Below are 19261 nucleotides of genomic sequence, written 5' to 3' on the forward strand. Positions count from 1 at the left end.
CGCCTAAACCGCAATGCTGATGAGTAGGAGGGGGTAGATCTCTTTGGCGGCACAAGGCTGATTCCGCATGCTTCGAACGGTCATGAGGAACCAGCCTTGCGCGTCGTTACAGTAAACTAAGGAGCGATTCCGCCCGGTTGACCGTAACCTTCCAATTGTCCATCCCCGCGGATTGCGGCTGCCCTATGCTGCGGATTCGGGTGGAAGAATCCGCGGCCTTCCAATCTGCGCCCTCCGATCGTCGTCGTATGCATGTCGACTCCGATATTTTCCGATTCCGCGAACCTCTTAAGCAAACTCTCATCGGTCATTCCATCGATATCGATGTACCACAGGCGAGTGCCGTAATCGGAAACGATCATCAATTTGGCGCGCGAGAACACGAGGTTCCAAGTCTGAGAATCTTGAGCGATGACGAGTTCCGCCAAGTCGTACGTTTCCACTTCTGAACCAATCCTCCCTTGCCGATAGTATAATTGTACCGTGTTATTCGAAAAGGTTGCAAATGGAAGTTGCGAAAGGAGACCGTTCCGTGGACGAATCGGTTATTTCCGTGCGGCCGTTAGGCGATCGGGCTTTTACGATACAATGGAATATTCCCTTGGAGGAGGGGAGGTTGGCCGCGACGGCGCAGGCGATCGGTTTATTGGACGTCGCCTGGCTTCAAGAGACGGTAGCTTCCTATTCTTCGATTACCTTCTATATGCGAGGATCCGAATTATCTATACGCGATGCTGCCCGAGATATGGCCGGAGTACTCGATAGGCTGGAACAACGGACGTTGCCGCCGCAGCGGTTGGTGGAAATTCCGGTCGTATACGGCGGTGAGCACGGACCCGATCTAGCGGAGTGCGCAAGCAGAAGCGGGTTATCGGAGCAGCAATTCGCGGAGCTGCACGCGGAAGGGACTTACGTCGTGGCGATGATGGGCTTCGCTCCGGGATTTCCCTACCTAACCGGCCTCCACGAGAGATTGGCGCAACCCCGTCACGACGTTCCCCGATTGAAAGTATCGGCCGGGTCGGTTGGAATCGCGGGCAATCAGACCGGAATCTATCCCGTGGACTCGCCGGGGGGCTGGCAGTTGATCGGTAGAACGTCAATCGAACTGTTCCGTCGGCAGGAGGGGGGAGAACCCTTCCTCTTACGGCAGGGGGATACGGTAAAATTCGTTCCGGTTAAAGCAACAAGCTCCATGACGAGCGAGCGAGTACCAGCCCCTGCGTGGAGCGGAACCGGTTCATCGGTTCCGGTATTGAGGGTGTTGAAGCCGGGGATGATGTCAACGGTTCAAGATCTCGGACGCAAAGGCTGGCAATCTTGCGGGGTATCGGTCGGAGGAGCCATGGATGAGGTTTCGATGAGGATGGCCAACGCGCTCATCGGCAATGACGAGGGTGCGGCCGTTCTGGAATTGACCCTGATCGGGGGGGATTATGGGATCGAGAGAGACGCCCTCGTCTCGATTTGCGGAGCCGATCTCGATGCAGCCGCGGACGGAACGCGAATCCCGATGAATAGACCGGTCTATCTACGGCGCGGGACGACCCTGTCTTTCGGATCCGCGTTATCGGGATGTCGGGCGTACCTAGCAATCGCAGGTGGAATCGACGTGCCGATGTGGCTTGGAAGCCGAAGCGCGGATACGAGGGCAAGGATGGGCGGCGGATTCGGCAGAGCTTTGCTGGCGGACGATTGCATAAGCGTGTTGCCGCCATCCAAACACGCCGCGGCGATTCAAGAGCGCTTGCGAAGGAAAGCGGAAGAAGGAACGGCCCGTTGGAGTTCCGTTGCATGGAGCGCGGCAAGCAGGTCCGATCGCGTCGTTCGGGCTTCATCCGCGCAACGTGCCCGTCAACCTCGCGCCATCGCCTTGCGCCTGCTGGCTGGCGCGGAGTGGAACGACTTTACCTCGGAAGCGCATGAGGCGCTTCTCTCCGCACCCTATCGAGTAGAAGCTTCTTCCGATCGAATGGGGATACGACTGACCGGGGAAGCTCTGACCAAGGAATTTCGGAACGAGCTTCAATCCCATGGCGTCGTTGCCGGAACGATTCAAGTGCCGCCGAACGGGCAACCGATCATTCTGGCCGCCGGCTACCAGCCGACCGGCGGATATCCGAAAATAGCGCACGTGATCTCGGCGGATATGCCGAAGCTAGCGCAAGCCGTTCCCGGGGATCGGCTAACGTTCGAGTTGGTCGACGCGGGGATTGCCGAACGGGCTTTGAGCGAGCGGGAGCGAGATCTTGCGATATTAAGAGCGGGAATGTTGAGCAAATACGTTTACTAGATACAGGGGGCAACCGATATGGTGACGATCGATCTAAATGCGGATATGGGAGAAGGATACGGGGCGTATGATTGGGGGGCGGACGATATTTTGCTGCAATACGTTTCATCGGCTAATATCGCTTGCGGCTTTCATGCCGGAGATCCGCATACGATGCGCAAAGTCGTCGATAGCTGCCTCAAGCTTGGCGTGGCGATCGGCGCTCATCCGGGACTGCCGGATCGTCTCGGCTTCGGGCGTCGCGAAATGGCGATCACCCCCGAGGAAGCAGCCGATTTCGTGCTCTATCAGACGGGGGCGCTTCAGGCTTACGTTAAAGCCGCGGGGGGCGAGCTGCATCACGTCAAGCTGCATGGCGCGCTGTATCATATGGCTGCGAACAACGCGCAATTGGCGGCAGCGATCGTTACGACAATAAGACGGTTGGAGCCCGAATTGATGCTATACGGTCTTCCGGGAAGCGAAGCGGAGTCGGCCGCGCGGGCATCGGGAATTCGGTTTGTGGCGGAAGGCTTCGCGGATAGGGCATATTCGCCGGATGGGAATTTGGTACCTAGGAATGTTTCTGGAGCTGTGCTTGAAGGTTCTAAAGAAGTAGTGCAACAGGCTTATTCCCTTGCCGTGATGGGCAGAATTGAAACTCTATGCTTGCACGGGGATACGTTTAAGGCTACGGAGCATGCTCGCGAGATTGTCGAATATTTTCAAGGAAATGGAATTACTGTGCGGCGACCGGACGGAATGTAGGCGAATAATGTCGAAAAACTGTCGAAAAAATCAGCGTAAAGCAGGAAACTGATTATTTGCGTGGAAAATATAGAGAGGAGATAAAGAAAAGTTTCTTTTGAGTAGGTATTTGGTCGGGGGCACATACATGTCGATTAATCGCGCGGAAATAAAAACAATGTGGATGGTAATTGCCGCCGTAACGGTATTCAGCGGCATTCAGATCGGCCATGACTGGTTTGAAGAGGCGTTCGTTCACCTTAACCGAACCGCTTTACATTCGATACTGGAGTCTGTGGCTTTTGCGATTTGTTTTGCGCTGCTCATCCTCGGATGGATGTTTTTTCTGCCGACGCTATGCAGGCAACGGCTTATGACGGCGGCCTTGTTCGGAGCGATCGGCATATTGGATATGCTGCATGGGATCAGCGCTCCGGGAATGCCGCTATATGATGCGGCGATTGGAGATACGCCAAGCATTTTGTTGAACTGGACTTCCCAGTGGGTAGGCGCTCTCGGACTGTTGATCGTCTTCTCGTTAGGAAATCCGATCGTCAAGCCGCGAATGCGAATTTATGCGATTATCCCCGTGATCGGCATCGTCGGGGTCATATCTTGGTTTGTGTTTAAGGCCGATAACTGGAACCAAGCTTTCATCGATACGCTAGCCCCGATCCAACAAACGTCGACTCTGCTGCTCTATGCGGCCGCTATAGGCGTTATTTTATATCGGAATCGGGTCGAACGGCCGGAATCGATGCTCACGATCGTGCAAGCGTTGATCTGGTTGTTTTTCGCGAAAATAGAAGAGTCGTTAGGGGCAAGCTCGGGTTCGCTGGAAAACTTGTTCGGAGATTTGTTTAAGCTTGCGGGTTACTATTGTTTGCTTAAGGGCATTTATTTCGTGCTCATCGAAGAGCCCTACAGAAGACAGAAGAAAGCGGAAGCGCGCATCAATTACTTGGCTTATCACGATGAACTGACGGCTCTTCCTAACCGCAGATTATTCGCGGAACGTGTGAGGGCGGAAATGGTTCGCGCGGACCACAACGGTAGTCGCTTTGCTCTGTTATGGCTCGACGTTGACCGTTTCAAGACGATTAACGATTCCATGGGACATGCGTTCGGGGACCGGCTGTTGATCGCGGTAGCCGAGAGATTAACGAAATTCGCGGAAAAGCCCGAAAACGTCTTCCGGCTCGGAGGAGACGAATTCACGGTGCTTCTTAGCGACGTTGGCGGGGTGAAGTCCGCGGAGGAAGCCGCGCAACGCCTGGTCGATATGTTCGAGCAGCCTATCAAAGTAGGACATTCCGCTTTCCATATTACGAGCAGCGTCGGGATGGCTCTATTCCCGGATGACGGCAACACGCTCGATCTCCTGCTGCAGAACGCGGACACGGCGATGTATAGCGCCAAGGAGTCGCGCAACGGCTGGAAGCGATACGAGACGAAAATGAATTTGAAGGCGAAAGAAAAGCTTTTGTTGGAGAACGACCTGCGCATCGCCCTCGAACTGGGGCAGTTCCATCTCGCCTATCAGCCGCTGGTCGATCTGGAGAACGAGACATTGGTCGGTGCGGAAGCGCTGCTAAGATGGAGCCACCCGCAGCGCGGAGAAATCCCTCCGTCGGAATTTATTCCGCTCTGCGAGGAGAACGGTTTTATTTTGCCGCTCGGGGAATGGGTGCTTCGGAATGCTTGCCGGCAAATGAAAACCTGGCAGGACAAAGGTTATCCTTCGATCATTCTGTCCGTTAATCTATCGATTCGCCAATTCCGCCAGCATGACTTGGACGCGCGCATAGCCAAGGTGTTGGAGGAAACCGGATTGGAGCCGCATTGGCTCGAGTTGGAAATTACCGAAAGCATCATGGCGGACGTCACGTTCGCGACGGAGATGCTGGAGCGTCTCAAGAAGCTCGGCATCCGGATCAGTATCGATGATTTCGGCACCGGATACAGTTCCCTCTATTACTTGAAGCGGTTCCCGATCGACAAGCTGAAGATCGACCGCTCATTCGTGAACGACGTGCTGACCGATCGCAACGATGCGGCTATCGTGTCGGGAATATCGGCGATGGCCCGCAACCTGAACTTGACGGTTACCGCGGAAGGGGTCGAGAGCGAAGGGCAGGTTGCTTTCCTGAAGGAGCTTAAATGCCAAGAAGCGCAAGGATACTTCTTCTCCCGTCCGGTTCCTCCCGAGAAGTTCCTGTCGTTATTCGATTCGGATAAGGACAAGAGGGAAGCGAAAGGAATCGTCTCCTAATGGCGAAACCGGCTTCCCCGGCTACGGCGATTCGAATTTTCGTATACGGCACGTTGTTGCCGGGCCAAAGCAACCACTCCCTTATCGAGCCGATCTTGTTGGCTTCTTCGCCAGGTAGAGTGAGAGGGCGGCTCGTCGATGCGGGCGAGTATCCGGCACTGCTGTTGGATAAGAAGCGGTTCGTTCGGGGAATGTGGATGGAAGTAGCTTGGGATGGCTTGCCCGCGCTTGACGCGTTGGAAGAGTTCTACGGCATAGAAGAGCCGAATGATTACGAACGGGTATGGATATCCGACGCGGATGATGCCTCTTTGTCAGGATGGATATACGTATGGACGGAGTCCAGAGGATATCCGTTAATAGACGAAGAATGGTGGCCGGATGTGACCGGAGGAAAGTAATGGAATAGAACAAAGCAGAGGCAGTCCCGTAAGTCATTTTTATGACCCGGGGCTGCCTCTTGCATATTCTGCCGGTTATCAGGCTTTCGCAAGCTCTGAACGAGCCTGAAGGGCGGCTTGGGCCATCCGTTTCAGCGCTTCGATCGTTTCGGGTTCGCCGCGCGTTTTGAGGCCGCAGTCGGGGTTAATCCACATCCGGTCCGCCGGGACGACGGCAAGGGAATCGCGGATAACCGCGAGCATCGTCTCCGTCTCGGGAACGACAGGGCTGTGTATGTCGTACACGCCTAACCCGATACCGTTGGCGTAAGGTTGTTGCTTGAGCGCATGAATCAAGGAACCGTGGCTTCTCGAAGTCTCGAGCGAAATGACGTCCGCGTCCATCGCTTCCACCGCGTCGATGATCTCGTGATAATCGCAATAGCACATATGGGTGTGGATTTGCGTATCGTCGCCAACGCCCGCGACGCTGCGGCGGAAGGCGTTAACCGACCATTCCAAATATTCAGGCCATTCCCGGCGTTTCAACGGGGCTATCTCGCGCAGCGCCGGCTCGTCGACCTGAATCATGCCGATGCCGGCGGCTTCCAGGCGCAATACTTCCGCATTCAGCGCCCGGGCGATCTGATCGGCGATTTCTTTGGGGGAAAGATCGTCGCGATAGAACGACCATGCCAGCATCGTGATCGGTCCCGTTAACATGCCTTTGACGGGACGATCCGTTAAGGATTGAGCGAAGACCGTATCTTCCAACGTCATCGCTCCGCGGTCCATGACGTCGCCGTAGATAACGGGCGGCTTGACGCATCTGGAGCCGTAAGATTGTACCCAGCCGTTGTTGGTGAAATGGTATCCGTCCAACAAGTGGGCGAAGTGTTCGACCATGTCGGTGCGTTCGAATTCTCCGTGAACGAGCACGTCGATGCCCCATTGTTCCTGTCTGCGAATCCATAGCTCCGTCCGTTCCTCCAATAGCTTGCGGTAATCGGCATGGTCAAGTCGGCCGCGCCGCCATTCCAGCCGCGCCTTGCGGATATCGCCCGTTTGCGGGAGGCTCCCGATCGTTGTCGTCGGCAGAAGCGGGAGTTTAAATCGGGTTTGCTGTAAAGCATGCCGGCTCGCGAACGGAGCGCGTTCCGCGATGCTCTCCTCGCTCGAGCCTTGCGATGCCGCTCGCTGACGGGCGGGGTGCTTGTCTAGCGCCGCCAGTGTCTCGCGGTTAGCGTTAAGGCGAGGAGGTAGCTCGTCGTCTGAAACGCCGCCGTTCAACCGGGCTTCCAAGGCTTCGCCGAGCGCTACGATCTCTTCCAGCTTCTCGTCGCGAAAGCTAACGCGCCTCGTACGAGATCGTCGCCGCCGGTTTCGGCTTTCGCCGTGACGGGAGAATGCAGCAAGGAGCAAGAGGGTTGGACGACCAGCCGGTCCGCGGAAACCGAAGAAGCCAATTCCTCGAGCAAGCTCAAAGCTTGATCCGGGTCGGTCCGCCAGATTCCGCGACCGTCCACGATTCCGACGCCGAGCCGTTTTCCCGTAGGCCATCCGTACGTCTTAATAGCGTTCAGATTCCGCTCTTTGCCCCGAACGAAGTCCAAACCGATCGCGTCGACCGGAAGCGAGAAGACCGCTTCCGGATGTTCGACCGATCCGAAGTAAGTTTGAAGGTGGAGCCGCAGTTTCGGGTTAGAGGACTTCAATTCACCGTAAATTTCCGCCAGCAGAGCGAGGTGCTCCCGGGGAACATCGGTGACGAGCGACGGCTCGTCTATCTGTATCCATTCGGCCCCGGCTTGGGCCAATTGTCCAAGCGCTTCGTTGTAAACGGGAATGAAGGAGCGCACGACGTCCGCAAATTTCGCGGCGGCGACCCTTTCGCGAGGCGTACCAACGTATAAGGGCCGATAATAACGGGACGCGTCAGCAAGCCGATCTCATGCTTGGCTTCGTTAAAAGCATCCAACCAAGGGTTAAATACCAGCTTTGGTTTCGGGTTTCCCGCTAGTTCGGGAACGAGGTAATGGTAGTTCGTATCGAACCATTTGGTCATCTCGCACGCCGGAGCGCCTTCGGCGCCGCGGGCCATCGCGAAATAGACGGCCAACGATCCCGGCGTGCCCAAGCGGCGGAAACGCTCGGGTACGAGACCGAACGCCGCGACGTGATCGAGCACGGAATCGTATAGGGTAAAGTCGCCGGAAGGCACCCAAGCGATTCCCGATTTTTGCTGCCTAAGCAGCCTTTGTATGCGCAACTCCCGAATATCCTTGAGGAAGCTTTCTTCCTCGCGTCTGCCGCTCCAGAATTCCTCCAGCAGCTTTTTCCACTCGCGGTTTTCCCCGATACGGGGGTAACCGACTCCGGCCGTCGATACGATTGCCATTGCGAACTCCACATCCTTCGTTCATTTTTTCAACCTTTTAGCCGAACGCGAAAAAAGCATGTTTGCCTTTTTATGGATAGATAAAAAAGGCAAACATGCTTGTGCAGTATGCATCACATGCGCCGGATCATCCCTATCTTCCGTAGGTTCCTTGGCTTCTCCGAAACAATGGCAGGTATCTCTGGCTGCGGACGATCGTTCAAACCGTCCGATACAGTGGCGGGACCACGTCGGATTTGCACCGAACTTCCCTATTAAGCCGCGCACCGTTCGTGAAGAGAGCTTCCTCGAACTGCGGCGCCGTTGTTTCTGCGTATGAGGTTGTTAGCAATGACTATACATATAAATGAATAAATATGCAATACAAATACCTTAAAATATTCGAATGTCCGAATGTCCGACGTGTTGAAGAGGTAGTCCCGTTCGGGTACGATAGAAGTGCCCGACCTTGCGAACGCGACGGATACGCAGTCGCGGCGCAAGAGGGGATTGGTTGAATGAAAGAGGAGCAGGAGGCTGTCTTATGACTTTTTACGGTATGGTTCGCGCGAATGCGCGCTTTCTTTTTCATGAGAAATTATTACGCATTACGCTTCTGGTCGCGCTAGGCCTATTTCCGACTCTGATCATGAGCGGACAAGCGGAAGCTCACGCCGTCTTAGAGCGAACTTCGCCCGAAGCGAATGCTCGGATGGATGTCGGTCCGCAGGAGGTCGAGATATCGTTTAACGAGAGATTGGACAGCGGAGGCTCTAAGCTGCTCGTGCTTAACGAATCTTCGCGCGACGTGGCGAAGGGAAAGGTCGAGTCGATTAACGAAGGCAAAGGAATCCGAATCGCGTTGCCGAAGCTAAGCGAAGGCCATTATACCGTTTCTTATTCGGTTATCTCGGCCGACGGCCACCCGATATCCGGGGCGTACGTCTTCACGATAGGCAACCCGGATCCTCTTCCCGACGCGAGCCAGCTTGATCCGCATCAGCAGATCGGACATTCCCATAACCATGGCTCGGCGGGATTGGACCAGCAATCTTTTCTTCTCTATTCCGCCCGGATTCTGTATTACGCCGGATTGCTCTCCGTAGCGGGGCTTGCCTTATGGGGCTTGTTGCGGAAACCTTCACCCGTCGTTCGCGAGGTTTACGCCCGATCGCTCGGACTGGCGGGGAAATTCGCGTTGCTTGCGACGATCGCTTACGTTTTTTTCAGCCTCCGGGATTTGGGACAAGGCGAGCCGCTCTCGGAATGGGGACGAATCTTAACGGACACGACGATCGGCAAGCTGTATATCGCGGAGCTGCTGCTAGCGCTTGCGGCCCCGTTGCTGCCGTCCCTCGGCGCAGGGGCGCGCCTGATCTGGGCGGCTATCGCTTTATTCGTTGAAGCTTGGTCCGGACATGCCGCGGCTTTCAATCCCATCGCCTATACGGTCGGCCTTGACTTGGTGCATCTCCTGGCGGCTTCGTTATGGAGCGGAGGGCTCGTTCTGTTGCTCGCGATCTGGTATAAGGAACGGCCGGAAGCCGGCAGGTTTGCTCTCGTGTTCTCGAAATGGGCCCTCATCTCGTTCCTCGTGCTCGGGGTAACGGGGATCCTGTCGACGCTGGACTTTTTGCCGTCGCTGGAGTACTTGAAATATACGACATGGGGAAAATGGCTCATCGCCAAAGCGATCGTCTCTCTTCTCGTGGCGATTACGGCTTTTTTCATTCGTAGGAGGTTGAAAAAAGGAGATCTTCCCCATGGGAATCTGCTCAAAGCGGATGTGGGCCTGTTGTCGGCCATCGTCATCACCGTCGGTGTTCTTACTTACCAAACGCCATTGCCGGTCAACGAGCAGTTGAATTTCCACCAAATGGGCACCGAAATGCACGTCACTCTGAGGGTGTCGCCGAATACGCCCGGAGATAACCAGTTTAATCTGAAAATTTGGCTGCCGGAGCGGACGGGCAAAGGCGTGCCTAAGTCGGTACAACTGCGAATGCTGCCTCTGGACAAAGAAGGGATGGGCTTTATCGACGTTCCTTTGGAAGCCTATAAGGACGAAGAGATGGACGCCTTCCCCGATTATACGAAGTCGACCTACAAGGCCCAAGGACCATATTTGCCGTTCGCGGGACAATGGAAGGCGCAAATTAGGGTAACGGATGCGGACGATACGGAGAGGGTCGTGGAAACGACTTATCGAATTTATTAAGTCCGAGGTGAATATCGCTGTGGATAACGAGAGGAAAGACCGAAAGATCAAGTGGCTTATTCTTCTCATCCCGACGCTGACGATCGGACTATGGGAATACATTCGGCATGCGTTCCTGCTGCCTTATATGTCGATGGAGCTAGGCAATCTGCTAGCTCCGTTTATCGTGCTCGCCGTAACCTTGACGTTAGTGAGAAGCCTATTCGCGAGGTTGGAGCAATCCCAGCAGGCTTTACAGCGGGAGAAGGGAGCGAACGCCGCGCTGGAGGAAAGGGAAAGCTTGGCGCGGGAGCTTCATGACGGAATCTCCCAATCGCTATTCCTGCTCGCGGTTAAGCTCGATCAACTGGACGAGATGCAAAACGAAGGCCCGGTGAAACAATTGGCGGAGGGGCTAAGAGAAACGGTTCGCGTCATGCATGAGGACGTTCGCCAGGCGATCGCGAACCTTCGCCAGCCTCCTTCGCCGGCGGCCGCCGCATGGGTCGTTCCGCTCCGGGAGCTTCTGGGGGAGACGGCGATGATGACGGAAGCCAAGGCCGAGTTTACTTGGAGCATCCCGGACGGCAGTTTAACGGACAAGGAGAAAGTGGAGCTTCACGCTTGCGTTAGAGAAGCGCTTATGAACGTGCGTAAGCATGCGAAGGCATCCCGGGTATTCGTAATCGGCGAGCCCGACGGAACGGGCGGTTTCCGCTGCTCGGTAGAGGATGACGGAGTCGGGTTTGGCGGCGAACCGCTGCAAGCGCACGGACGATTCGGCTTGCGTATGGTTCGCGACCGGGCGCAAGCGATGGGATGGGGTTTCGTCGCCGAACGCAGAGGCGATCGTACGGTAGTGCAGTTGCTGAAAAGAGGAGGGAAGCTACATGAGCAAGCCGATTCGATTGTTGCTGGCGGACGACCATAGACATGCGCGGGAAGGCATGCGGACGATCGTCTCCGCGGTTCCCGAATTTGTCGTCGCAGGCGAAGCCTCCAGCGGAGAAGAAGCGCTCGCGATGACGGATAAGCTTGAGCCCGATCTCATTCTGATGGATATTAACATGCCGGGAATGGGAGGCTTAGAAGCCGTTAAGGCGATCAAAAGCGCCCATCCAACGGTGAAAATCATTATGGTGACCGTCTCCGACGATGTCTCCCATTTGTTCGAAGCGCTTAAGAAAGGCGCGCAAGGTTATTTGCTCAAGAACCTTAACCCATCCGCATGGCGGGATTATTTGCGCGCGGTCGCGCTGGACGAGGCGCCCCTGAACCCGGAGCTGGCGATGTCCATCTTGCGCGAATTCGCGGACCGCGGCAACAAGAGCGTCAATGCGGCGAAAGAGAAAAATTCCGACGCCGGGGGACTTACTCCGCGGGAGAAAGAAATTTTGCAGGAAGTGGCCAGAGGCAATACGAATCGCGAGGTCGCGGTATCGCTGGGGTTATCGGAGCATACGGTTAAAAACCATCTTAAAAATATTTTGCAGAAGCTTCATCTGGACAATCGGGTTCAACTAACCCGTTACGCCTATGAACGCGGAATGGTGGAAACGGAATAGCAACGGAAGACCGATATCGTCGCCATTTCGTCACAAAGCGTAACCTCGATATGACTCTTTCGAGTCATGCGCAAAGAGATCGAGCGAGCTATACTTGGAGATATCTTAACTATTGGACTATGAAAGGTCGGATATCTCCTATGAAAAAAAGTTTGATGCTTGGATTAGTATTGTTATTGTCTCTCGGATTCGCCGGATTGGCCAGCGCGCACGTGACGGTGCAGCCGAAAGAAGTGCCTGCCGGTTCATACCAAGTGTTCACCGTTCGCGTTCCTTCGGAGAAGGACAGCGCGACGACGCAAGTGAAGGTAGCCATTCCTGACAACGTGAACGTGAGCCGCTTCGAACCGAAAGCGGATTGGACTTACGAAATCGAGAAAGGCGCGGAAGACAAAATCGTAAGCGTCACTTGGAAAGCTACGGGCAGCGGGCTCGGCGCAACGGAGTTCGGAGAATTCCGCATGCAGGGCAAAGTAGCCGACGATGCCAAAGAATTAGTATGGAAAGCCTACCAGACTTATGCGGACGGGGAAGTCGTGGAATGGACGGGCGCGGCTGACGCCGACAAGCCTGCATCCGTGACGGCGGTTACCGCGGCAACCGGAGACGGGCACGGCGATGGACACGGCGCATCCGGAGGCGCGGCGGCAAGCGACGAAACGGATTCGGGCCGCGACGCTTTGACGCTGTCGCTCGCCATCGCGGGCTTGGCCGCAGGCGTGCTGGCGCTGCTCATCGCGCTATTCCGCAAACGGGCATAACGATAAGGAGCCGCTTCGAAGCGAATCGCTTAGAAGCGGCTTTACTTTATGTAAAGGGAGTCTTGGCAACGATCTATGGAAGTAGCAGAAATAGGGGCAATCCGGCTTGCTTGAACATATCACTTGTTCTATAATGGTCTGTAAATGCAAAAATGCGATGATGGAGACAAGTAAGCAGTGCCTTCTTTCAGGGAGGGAGCGCCTGAGACTGAGAGCGTTCCTAAGAATACAGGCTGCCGAAATTCACTCCGGAGCAGTCCTTTGAACGGTCGGCGTCGTCGATCATATAGAAGGAACCGGTTGACGGCACGTTACGCCGTATGAAGCGGGAATGTCCAGAACGCGTTAGCGTTCCGGCTGCTCTAACGAGCGGCGGCGGCATTTCAACAAAGGGTGGTACCACGGTCTTTTCGTCCCTTACGGGAGAGAAGGCCTTTTTCTATTTCAATGCGATAAGGAGAATCGGGATGAAAGAACGATTAGAGGCTCTAAGGAAAGAGGCGCTCGAGCAGCTTCAGGGCGTGGCGGACGCGGCTCATCTTAACGACCTGCGTGTTCACTACTTAGGCAAGAAGGGGCAGTTAACGGAGATCTTGCGAGGCATGGGCGCGCTTAGCGCGGAAGAACGTCCGGTAATCGGGCAAGTGGGCAACGAGGTTCGCGCGGCGATCGAAGCCGTGATCGCGGAGAAGCAAGAAGGATTCGACGCGGCGGCTACGGCGCATCGGCTTCAAGCGGAGACGATCGACGTTACTCTGCCGGGCAAAGCGGTTGGCGTAGGATCCGTTCATCCTCTGAACAAAGTAACCATGGAGATCGAGGACATCTTCATCGGAATGGGCTACACGGTTGCGGAAGGACCGGAAGTCGAGACCGACTTTTTCAACTTCGAAGCGTTGAATTTGCCGAAAAACCATCCCGCGCGCGATATGCAGGATTCCTTCTACATTACGGACGAAATCTTGCTTCGCACGCAAACGTCGCCCGTACAAATCCGTACGATGAAAGCGATGAACGGCAAAACGCCGGTAAAAGTCATTTGTCCGGGACGGGTGTATCGCCGCGATGACGATGACGCGACCCATTCGTTCATGTTCCACCAGATCGAAGGTTTGGTTATCGGGCCGAACATCCGGATGAGCGACCTGAAGGGGACGTTGCTGCAGTTCGTGCAGGAAATGTACGGACCGCAAATGCAAATCCGGCTTCGCCCGAGCTTCTTCCCGTTCACCGAACCGAGCGCGGAAGTAGACGTGACGTGCGCGCAATGCGGCGGCAGCGGCTGCCGGATGTGCAAGCATACCGGCTGGATCGAAATTCTCGGCTGCGGAATGGTTCATCCCAAAGTATTGGAGCACGGCGGATACGACCCGACGGAAGTAACGGGTTTCGCGTTCGGCATGGGCGTGGAACGGATCGCTCTGTTGAAATACGGAATCGACGATATCCGTCATTTCTACGCGAACGATACGAAATTTCTAAGCCAGTTCGCGAAGATGTGACTTGACGGTTAGGGACGGAATTTAAACTGCGGAGTGGCTGCCAAGCCATTACTTTGATCAAACGAGGGGAGTTTCCCATGAACGTATCTTATCGGTGGTTATCCGATTATATCGACTTAAGCGGCATTGCCGCAAAGGAATTAGCGGAAATGATGACGAGAGGCGGGATCGAGATCGATTCCGTTCCGTCGCGAAATGCCGGAGTCAGCGGCGTTGTCGTCGGTTATGTGAAAACGAGGGAAAAGCATCCGGACGCGGACAAACTCAGCGTCTGCACCATCGACGCGGGAACCGGCGAGGATCTGCAAATCGTATGCGGCGCGGCGAATATCGGCGCCGATATGAAAGTGCCGGTCGCGATGATCGGCGCGAAGCTGCCTGGCGGTTTGGATATCAAACGCGCTAAGCTTCGCGGCGTCGAATCGCAAGGCATGATTTGCTCCGCCCGCGAGCTCGGCATCAACGACAAGCTGTTGCCGAAGGAGCAGCAAGAAGGCATTCTGATCTTGCCGGACGATACGGAAATCGGACGCGACATTCTGGACGTGCTCGCGTTGAACGATTCCATCCTCGAGCTGGATCTTACGCCTAACCGTTCGGATTGCCTTAGTATGCTCGGAGTCGCCTACGAGGTTGCGGCTCTTACTGGGCGCCCGTTGAACCTTCCCGAACCGAAGAAGGATATTTTCCCGACTGCCGACGTGGCGTCCGATCATGTACGCGTGTCGATCAGCGCGAAGGAACAATGCTCTCTGTATACCGCGCGTTATATTAAAGGCGTGAAGATCGCTCCCGCTCCGCAATGGATGCAGAATCGCCTTATCGCTGCTGGGGTGCGCCCGATTAATAATATCGTCGATATTACGAATTATGTCATGCTGGAATACGGCCAGCCGCTTCACGCTTTCGATGCGGCCAAAGTCGCGGGAGGACGCATCGACGTTCGTCTGGCGCAGCCTGCCGAAACGCTCGTCACTCTCGACGATCAAGAGCGCAAGCTTGAGCCGCAAATGCTCGTTATCGCCGACGCGGAAAAGGCAATCGCATTAGCCGGAGTCATGGGCGGAGCGAATTCGGAAGTGACGGCGGAGACGACGGATATTATCCTCGAATCCGCTAAATTCGATGGCGGTACGGTTCGTCGTACGTCGCGGCAATTAGGACTGCGTTCGGAAGCGTCCGCGCGGTTCGAGAAAGAAGTCGATCCGTCCCGGGTTCGGGATGCCCTTGATCGTGCTGCGGGATTAATCGCGCGTTATGCGGAAGGTCTTGTGACGGAAGGCATCGCGGAGGCGGAAGTATCCGTTCAACAACCGGCGAACGTCGAAATCACGCTTGGCAGAATTAACGGAATGCTCGGTACGGAGCTTTCGAAGCTGGAAATAAAGACGATCTTCTCCCGATTGAATTTCGCCGCGGAAGTAAGCGGAGACGGGATATGGACCGTATCGATCCCTTCGCGCCGCGGAGATATTACCCGTGATGTCGACTTGATCGAAGAAGTGGCGAGACTGCACGGATACGACGAAATTCCGACGACGTTGATCGACGGAGCGACTACCGCCGGTTCCTTAACGAAACCGCAAGCGATCCGCAGGGAGTTGCGCTCGATCTTGACGGGAGCGGGCCTGCACGAGACGATCTGCTATTCGGTTACTTCCGTGCAACGAACGACTTTGTTCAAGGAGCTGTCCGGAGACGCGAAGCCGATTCCGCTCGCCATGCCGATGAGCGAAGAACGCAGCGTGCTGCGGACGAACTTGATCCCAAGCTTGCTCGATGCGGCGGCTTATAACTTATCGCGTAAAAATAACGAACTGGCGTTATTCGAGATCGGAAACGTCTATCTGACGGACGAAGAAACGTTGACGCGTTTGCCGCAGGAGAAGCCTCGTCTCTCCTTGCTGTTGAGCGGCAACCGTCGCTCCGCTGCTTGGAACCGTTCTGCGGAGCCGGTTGATTTCTACGATGCCAAAGGCATTCTGGAAAAGCTGTTCGAGCGTTTGGGACTTTCCGGAAAGATCGCATACTTGGCCGCGCAGCCTGCCGGATTCCATCCGGGAAGAACGGCGGCGATCACGATCCATACGGAACGCGGAGATGAAACGATCGGTTACGTAGGGCAATTGCATCCCGAGCTGCAACGGGATTTCGATCTGCCGGATACTTACGTCGCCGAGTTGGAGCTTGCTTCGATCTACGAATACGCGGATCGCCATATCGAATACCGCACATTGCCTCGTTATCCGGCAATGGAGCGGGATATCGCGGTCGTGGTCGACCGCGGCGTAGCGGGCGGGGCATTGACGGACGCCATCGCCGCTTCGGCGGGAGAATTATTGGAATCCGTTAAGGTATTCGACGTCTATACGGGAGAACGAATCGGCAGCGACAAGAAAAGCGTCGCATTGGCGTTAGTCTACCGTCACGGGGACCGTACTTTGACCGACGAGGAAGTCACGGAAACGCATGCCCGGGTATTGACACAATTGGAACAATCTTTCGGCGCGGAACTTCGCAAATAGGCAGGAAACAGTAAGGGAGGCAGCGAATACATCTAGACGCCGACTGGCGCGGATGGTTCGCTGCTTTTGTATGATTTGGAAGGTTGATACATAACTATGGACGCAATGGGAGGATCACGCTGTGCAGGCTAACGACAAGACGCGTGTGACCGTTGACATATATGGAACGCAATATACGCTAACGGGTCACACCAGTACCGATCACATGAGACGGGTCGCCGCTCTGGTTAACGAACAGATGAGCAAGATCAACAGCGGGTCTCCCCGTTTGGATTTGCCGAAGTTAGCCGTTCTCGCCGCCGTGAACGTAGGCGACGAGTTGATGCGCTTGCGCAGGGAGAACGAGCAGCTGCTTAAGAACGAGTTCGAGAATAAAGGCAAAATAGAAGAACTCGAAAACTTAAAGGTAGAAACGGCCCAGGAGCTCGCTTTCGTAAAGGAGCAGGTGGCGGAAGAGCTTGAGTTCGTTAAAGCTCGGAAGGCGGAAGAACTGGAGCTCGTAAGAGCGCAGACGGCGGAAGAGATCGAGAGCCTGAAGGCGAAGTCGGCTAGAGAACTTGAAGAATTGAACAAGAAGACGCTCGAGGAGTTGGATAACGAGAGAGCTCGGCTAGCGGAACAATTGGAGAGCTTGAAAGCGGCGGCAGCCGAAGAGCTGGCAATCGAGAAAAACCGCATGGCTGCGGAGATTGATTTAACGAGGAAGCAATCCGCTGATGCAATCGAGCAAGAAAAAATTCGGACGGCCGAGCTTGAAAACGCGCAAGCGCAACTGACGGAAGAGTTGGATTTCGTTAAGTCGTTGCTTGAGAAGAAGACGGCGGAGCTGGAAACCGTCAAAACTCAGAAAGCGGCGGAGCTGGAAAGCCTGAAGGCAAAAGCGGCCGCGGATATGGATAACGCGAAAGCCCGATCGGCGAAGGAACTGGATAATCTTCGGGCTCAACTATCGGCGGAATTCGAAAGCGGAAAAGCCCAATTGGCCGAAGAGCTGGATTTCGTTAAAGCGCAGAAAACCGAGGAGCTGGATCGGCTCGCGAACAAGGCATCCTCCGACCTGGAGAAGGCGCAAGCGCAATTTGCCGATGAATTGGAATTCGCGAAAGCCGTTGCGGCGGAAGAGTTGGAAAGCTTAAGGCAAACATCGGCCGCGCAATTGGAGCTCGCGAAGGCGCAAGCCAAGGAAGAGCTGGAAGACTTGAAAAAACGAATGGCTGCCGAATTCGACAAGGAAAGACAAGCGGATAGACACGAATTCGAACAAGTATCCGGCGAGCTTGAGCTATTGAAGTCGGAATCGTCCGAGCTGCTCGAGTCGGTAATAGCGCAAGCCGCGGCAGATCTCGATAACGCCAAAGCAAAGGCGGCATCGGAACTCGAACAAGCTAAGTCTGCGGCACAACGGGAGCTGGACAGCGCCAAAGCGCTGGCGGCTAAGGAGTCCGAGCGCGTGCTGGCGGAAATGTCGCAGCGGTTGGATGAAGCGAAGGCCGAAGCCGAGCTAGAGCTGCAACGAGCGATAGACGAAGCGGATCAAGCTCGGCAGGCGGCTTTGGCTCAAGCCATGCAAGCCGAGCGGGAGCTGGAGAGCGCTAAAGCGCAATTCGCCGAAGAGCTGGGGCAGTCTAAGGCGCAGGCGGCATCCGAGCTGCAGGACGTTAAGGCGGAAGTGGATAAGCTCGTTAATCAATTGGAGTCGGAAAAGGTCGCTTGGCTGAAGAAACAATCGGAGCTTGAAGAGGTTCTAAATACGGAGCTTGAAAAGTTGAAGCGACAGCATTCGCACGAAATCGAACGGCTGGAAAACGCTAAAATCGCGGAGATCGAGCAATTAGTCGGCAGGAATAAAGCCGAAATCGAAGCGATGCAACAACAGCTCGTCTCGCAAAGAACTGAGATCGAAAGCAAGCAAGAGGCGGAAATTCGACTCGTGAAAGACAAAGCCGCAGCGGAGACGAAAGAAATCGAAACGATGTACTCCGAAGAGCTTGAACTTGCGGAATCCAAGCTGGAAGCTTTGAATCGCGAACGGGACTCCTGGCAGGTCAAGGAGCGGGAGTGGCAGCAGTTGCGCGGTCAGCTGGAAAGCGATGTAGAGCATTGGGCGCGGCAAGCGGAAGACCAGCGGCGCACGGTTATCGAGCAACAGGAAATGCTGCAAATGGTCGAAGCCCAAACGTCGGAGCGGTTGAGCATGCATGCTTCCGCGCTGGCTAAGGCGGACAAAGAACGCCAAGAGCTTGTTAGCCAGCTAGGCGAGCGGGACGAATGGGAGAAAGCGTGGAGCGATTCGATGCAGGAGCTCCAAGCGCGTCTCGCGTCGGCGCAGCAAGAGAAGCAAGCCGCCGTAGATCGGGCGGCGGCTTTGGAAGCCCGCATCGCCGAGCTTGGCGATGCGGAGGAGCAATTGCGCGAAGCCGCGCATCGCGCGGAGCGCGAGCTTGAAGCGGCGCGGGCCGAAGCCGCGGCCGCGCCTGCCCGCGAGGCGGAGGACGCCGCCTCGTTGGATGAACTGCGCGAGCAGGCCGCGCGCGGAGATCGCCTGCAAGCGGAGCTTGAGGAGCTCAAGCGGGAGCATTCCGCTCTGAGCAACGAATACGCGAAGCTGCAGAACGAGTATAACGAGTGGATCGATCTGCTGGAACATGAATAGTCGAAACCAA

12 protein-coding genes, 1 pseudogene and 1 riboswitch are annotated in these 19261 nt (G+C 55.5%); of the genes and pseudogenes, 11 read left to right on the top strand and 2 right to left on the bottom strand.

Going from position 1 to position 19261, the window contains the following annotated elements; genetic code table 11:
- Positions 1-116: 116 nt before the first annotated feature.
- Positions 117-443, bottom strand: coding sequence for a hypothetical protein (locus tag FPL14_RS21525; RefSeq protein ID WP_182299684.1), 327 nt, complete (start codon positions 441-443; stop codon positions 117-119).
- Positions 444-505: 62 nt separating this feature from the next.
- On the opposite strand from FPL14_RS21525, the gene pxpB reads away from it, so the two are divergent.
- The 4 genes from pxpB to FPL14_RS21545 all read left to right on the top strand — a co-directional run bounded on the left by pxpB (position 506) and on the right by FPL14_RS21545 (position 5692).
- On the top strand, positions 506-2293 hold the full coding sequence (gene pxpB / locus FPL14_RS21530; RefSeq protein WP_182299685.1) for a 5-oxoprolinase subunit PxpB: 1788 nt from the start codon (positions 506-508) through the stop codon (positions 2291-2293).
- Positions 2294-2311: 18 nt separating this feature from the next.
- On the top strand, positions 2312-3040 hold the full coding sequence (locus FPL14_RS21535; protein ID WP_182299686.1) for a LamB/YcsF family protein: 729 nt from the start codon (positions 2312-2314) through the stop codon (positions 3038-3040).
- Between the two features lie 127 nt (positions 3041-3167).
- Entirely contained in the window at positions 3168-5291 is a 2124-nt protein-coding gene (locus FPL14_RS21540) for a putative bifunctional diguanylate cyclase/phosphodiesterase (RefSeq protein ID WP_182299687.1), read from the top strand.
- Positions 5291-5692 carry a gamma-glutamylcyclotransferase family protein gene (locus FPL14_RS21545; protein ID WP_182299688.1) on the top strand — a complete coding sequence of 134 codons (402 nt, stop codon included), beginning with the start codon at positions 5291-5293 and terminating at the stop codon, positions 5690-5692. The genes FPL14_RS21540 and FPL14_RS21545 overlap by 1 nt, the downstream gene beginning before the upstream one ends.
- Positions 5693-5770: 78 nt before the next feature.
- On the opposite strand, the pseudogene metE reads toward FPL14_RS21545, so the two are convergent.
- Positions 5771-8069 (bottom strand): annotated as a pseudogene (metE, locus tag FPL14_RS21550) (5-methyltetrahydropteroyltriglutamate--homocysteine S-methyltransferase).
- 153 nt (positions 8070-8222) lie between these two features.
- Positions 8223-8385, bottom strand: a riboswitch (cobalamin riboswitch).
- A 207-nt stretch (positions 8386-8592) separates the two neighbouring features.
- On the opposite strand from metE, the gene FPL14_RS21555 reads away from it, so the two are divergent.
- The 7 genes from FPL14_RS21555 (at position 8593) to zapA (ending at position 19251) form a co-directional block, all read left to right on the top strand.
- Positions 8593-10266 carry a copper resistance CopC/CopD family protein gene (locus FPL14_RS21555; protein ID WP_182299689.1) on the top strand — a complete coding sequence of 558 codons (1674 nt, stop codon included), beginning with the start codon at positions 8593-8595 and terminating at the stop codon, positions 10264-10266.
- 19 nt (positions 10267-10285) lie between these two features.
- A complete protein-coding gene (locus FPL14_RS21560) occupies positions 10286-11176 on the top strand; it encodes a sensor histidine kinase (RefSeq protein ID WP_229263610.1) in 891 nt (296 codons plus the stop codon).
- A complete protein-coding gene (locus FPL14_RS21565; protein ID WP_182299691.1) occupies positions 11136-11810 on the top strand; it encodes a response regulator in 675 nt (224 codons plus the stop codon). The genes FPL14_RS21560 and FPL14_RS21565 overlap by 41 nt, the downstream gene beginning before the upstream one ends.
- A gap of 140 nt (positions 11811-11950) precedes the next feature.
- On the top strand, positions 11951-12571 hold the full coding sequence (locus FPL14_RS21570) for a YcnI family copper-binding membrane protein (protein WP_182299692.1): 621 nt from the start codon (positions 11951-11953) through the stop codon (positions 12569-12571).
- A 467-nt stretch (positions 12572-13038) separates the two neighbouring features.
- Positions 13039-14073: a phenylalanine--tRNA ligase subunit alpha gene (gene pheS / locus FPL14_RS21575; protein ID WP_182299693.1), complete on the top strand. Its 1035-nt coding sequence runs from the start codon at positions 13039-13041 to the stop codon at positions 14071-14073.
- A gap of 77 nt (positions 14074-14150) precedes the next feature.
- Positions 14151-16598, top strand: coding sequence for a phenylalanine--tRNA ligase subunit beta (gene pheT, locus FPL14_RS21580; RefSeq protein ID WP_182299694.1), 2448 nt, complete (start codon positions 14151-14153; stop codon positions 16596-16598).
- A gap of 121 nt (positions 16599-16719) precedes the next feature.
- Positions 16720-19251, top strand: coding sequence for a cell division protein ZapA (gene zapA / locus FPL14_RS21585; protein WP_182299695.1), 2532 nt, complete (start codon positions 16720-16722; stop codon positions 19249-19251).
- The last annotated feature ends 10 nt before the right edge of the window (positions 19252-19261 follow it).

Source organism: Cohnella cholangitidis, from assembly GCF_014107495.1.
In the GTDB taxonomy this organism is placed as follows: domain Bacteria; phylum Bacillota; class Bacilli; order Paenibacillales; family Paenibacillaceae; genus Cohnella; species Cohnella cholangitidis.